This window comes from Nocardia sp. NPDC004722 (assembly GCF_053601505.1).
The window spans coordinates 1-3,426 of the sequence record NZ_JBSGBY010000765.1 but is presented as its reverse complement, the minus strand read 5'-3'; the positions used below and the strand labels follow the sequence as shown (position 1 = coordinate 3,426).

The 3,426-nt window shown below is 69.9% G+C and carries 4 protein-coding genes; 2 read left to right on the top strand and 2 right to left on the bottom strand.

Annotated features, from left to right (window positions below):
- The coding region (locus tag ACWELQ_RS41455) for an MFS transporter (RefSeq protein WP_452402459.1) at window positions 1-1,192 on the top strand (1,192 nt) is incomplete at its 5' end.
- A gap of 30 nt (window positions 1,193-1,222) precedes the next feature.
- Window positions 1,223-1,576 carry a VOC family protein gene (locus tag ACWELQ_RS41450; protein WP_452402458.1) on the top strand — a complete coding sequence of 118 codons (354 nt, stop codon included), beginning with the start codon at window positions 1,223-1,225 and terminating at the stop codon, window positions 1,574-1,576.
- 19 nt (window positions 1,577-1,595) lie between these two features.
- Here ACWELQ_RS41450 and ACWELQ_RS41445 read toward each other — a convergent pair whose 3' ends face one another.
- Both ACWELQ_RS41445 and ACWELQ_RS41440 read right to left on the bottom strand, forming a co-directional pair.
- Window positions 1,596-2,381, bottom strand: a complete 786-nt coding sequence (locus ACWELQ_RS41445; RefSeq protein WP_452402457.1) for an MmyB family transcriptional regulator — start codon at window positions 2,379-2,381, stop codon at window positions 1,596-1,598.
- A gap of 222 nt (window positions 2,382-2,603) precedes the next feature.
- Window positions 2,604-3,425: an SAM-dependent methyltransferase gene (locus ACWELQ_RS41440; RefSeq protein ID WP_452402456.1), complete on the bottom strand. Its 822-nt coding sequence runs from the start codon at window positions 3,423-3,425 to the stop codon at window positions 2,604-2,606.
- Window position 3,426 lies beyond the last annotated feature (1 nt).

Below are 3,426 nucleotides of genomic sequence, written 5' to 3'. Positions count from 1 at the left end.
CGGCCGCCGCACCCTCTTCATCGCCGGGGCGGCGCTGTTCACGGCCGCCTCCCTCGCGGGCGGACTCGCGCCCAGCGCCGGATGGCTGCTGGCCGCCCGCGTCTTGCAGGGCATCGGCGGGGCCATGGCCGCCCCCAATACCCTTGCGCTGCTGACCACGTCGTTCCCCGACCCCAAGACCCGCGTCCGCGTGCTGGCCTGGTTCTCCGGCATGTCGAGTGCCGGGTTCGCCATCGGCCTCATCGTCGGCGGGCTGCTGACCGAATGGCTGAGCTGGCGTTCGGTGCTGTTCATCAACGTGCCCTTCGGACTGGTGGTCGTGGTGCTGGCCCTGCTGAATCTGCCTGCGGCGCAACGGGAACCCGACCACCACCTCGACCTGCCCGGTGCGATCACGGCGACCGCCGGGGTGGCCACCCTCGCCTACGGCTTCATCAGCGCCGCCGCGCACGGCTGGGGCAACGCGACCACCGATATCTGCCTCGCTGCCGGTGCGGCCCTGTTGGCCGCGTTCCTGACCATCGAATCCCGTACGCGCCAGCCGCTGTTGCCGCTGGGACTGTTCACCGACCGCAATCGCGCCGCCGCCTACGCCAACATGTTCCTGGTGCCCATGGCGGGGCTGTCGATGTTCTTCTTCCTCACCCAGTACCTGCAGGACGTGCTCGGATTGAGCGCGCTGGCAACAGGTTTCGCCTTCCTGCCGACCGCCGTCATGATGTTCACCATGGTCCGGCTGATCCCGCGGCTGCTGGCGCGCTTCGGACCGCGGCCGGTGGCCATGACCGGCGCGGTGTCGATGGCGGCGGGACTGGCGCTGCTCACCACGCTGACTACCCACAGCGGCTACTTCCCGCTGCTGTTCGCGGCCATGCTGCTGCTGGGATGCGGTATCGGACTGTCGGTTTCGCCGCTCAACGTGGTCATCATGTCGAATGTCGAACCCCAGGAGGCGGGCGCGGCGGGCGGCGCATTGCAGACCCTGCAGCAGACCGGCGCGGCGCTGGGCCTGGCCGTGCTGGTCACCATCTTCGGCACCGCGGCCCGGGGTGCGGGCGGCACCGCCCAGCACGCCCTCGTCGGCGGCATGACGGTCGTGTTCGCGGTGGCCTCGGGGATCGCGGCGCTGACCTTCCTGGTCGCCCTCAGCTTCCGGCCCGCTACTGTCAAGACGGAACCAGCACGTCGATAGTCGGAAACGACAAGGCCACAGGAGGTTTCCTTGAGCGAGCACGAAGTGAAGATGATCATCCTGTCCACCGATGACCTGGACGAATCGATCAAGTTCTACGGCGAGACGCTCGGCATGCCGGTGAAGTTCCGCGACGGCACCCACTTCGCGGCGCTCGACGGCGGCGCGATCACCCTGGCCTTGGCCACCGCGGTCGACCACCCGATCCACGGTCAGGTCGTCGTCGGCATCAAGACCGCCGATGTGGACGCCGCGGCCAAGGCCGTGGAGGCCAGCGGCGGCGGCATCGTGCGCGGACCCTACGACGACGCGCACGAACGCCGCGCGGTCGTCTACGACAACAAGGGCAACGGGCTGGTGTTCTACCAGCCGCTCGCCCGCTGAGCCGCGCTCATAGCCACGGTCACATCCGCAGCCCGAGGAAGATCTGGATCCGGCCCGGGTAGCTGGTGCTGGGCACGCCGAACAGCTGGCCCACGATCGACATCTGCTGCCCGGTGCGGTGATCGCGCAACCGGATGATGGGGCGCTCGCGCTCGTAGCGGGCCAGCGCGGTCGACCACAGCTCCCGAAACAGCGGATAGCGTCCCAGCTCGGCCAGCAGTTCCTCCGACCAGCTCGGGTCGGTGTGCTCGGCGGTGAAGCCGTGCAGCCACTGCACCGAGATCCGGACCTCGCGATCCCACTCCACCAGGGCCTGTTTGGCCAGGGGGTTGCCGAGCATCCAACGCAGCAGGTTGCCGTCCTCGCGCAGGCCCGGAAACCCCTGCGCGAAGCTGGCATTGCAGTAGAGGATGTTGAGCCGGGTATCGGTGTAGGCGGCCAGATGCGGTTCGTAGAGTTCCAGCGCGCGCGGGATGCCGCGGCCCAGATCCGCGCGCAGGTCCTCGACGGTGGGCAGTTCGGTGGCGGGCAGCCCGGCCAGATCGAACAGCAGCCGACGCTGGCCGGGTTCGAGATCCGACAGGCGCGCCAGGCAGCGCAGCAGCGCCTCGATCACCTCGCGGGTGGGGTGGGCGCGGTCGCCCTTCTCGAGGCTGGTCACATAGCTGGCGCTGACCCCGGCGTTGAAGGCCAGACGTTCGCGCGAGAGGCCGCGCTCCTCGCGCAGTCGCCGTAATGCCGAACCGAACGAAGGGGGTTGTGGGAGTTCGTCTTTCGGCGTTTTCGATTCCGCGCCGAGTTCCACCGCCGCCGCCTCTCCACCGCCGGGGGCGTGCTGCCGCCCCTCCGCTCCTGCACTGTGGCACACCCTACCGGCAATCGGGTCGCAATCGTGGCGTGAAAGCGGCCGAGGCGGGCCGGGATTCGTGCGGTGTCTGTGCGGTCGGCGGGGGACGGGGCGCGATGCGGACCGGATTGCCGCGCGTGTGGGGGAGCGCGGCAACCCGGTGGCCAACGCGGTTGCGAGCTATCCGGGGCGGACGACGGTGACCAGATTGATCAGCGACTGCTGCTGGGGACCCACGGTCACCACAACCTGCCCGAGCCGTGCCAGATAGTCGGTGAGATATATCTTTTCGCCGCTCCACCCCTGCGCGCCGAACCAGGCGGTGGCGTCGGTGCGCGGCTCGTTGTAGATCATGCCCACCCACTCCGAGCCCGAATCCTCGCCGCCGCGCATCGCGGCGACCGCCTCGTCGGGCAGCGGATCCATCTGCTCGATCGCGACCCGGCTGCCGGGTGCGCTGAGCGCGGCGATCCGGGAGAACAGCTGATCCTGCGCGGCCGGGGTCAGATAGATCAGCAGTCCCTCGACCAGCCACGCGGTTGGCAGCGCAGGATCGAAGCCGCTCTCGCGCAACGACTTCGGCCAATCCTCGCGCAGATCCACCGCGACCTCGTGGCGTTGCGCGCCCGGCTCGTGCCCGGCCGCGGCGAGGGTCTCGCGTTTGAACGCCAGCACCTGCGGGCGGTCGAGTTCGTAGAGCGATGTGCCCTGCGGCCAGGTCAGCCGGTAGGCGCGGGAGTCCAGCCCGGCGGCCAGAATGACGACCTGCCGGATGCCCGCCGCGGTGGCCGCGGCCAGGAAGTCGTCGAAGTACCGGGTCCGCGCGATCTGATGCTGCTGGAACTGGGCGCCGAACTCCGGTGTCAGCAGCGGATGATCGGCGGCGCGGCCATCGAGCAGATCGACCCACTCCGTGCCCGCCGCCCGCACGAACAACTCGGCCAGGGGGTCGTGCGCGGGCGCGCCCGCGTCCCGGCCGCCCAGCGCCCGGGCCGCCGCCACG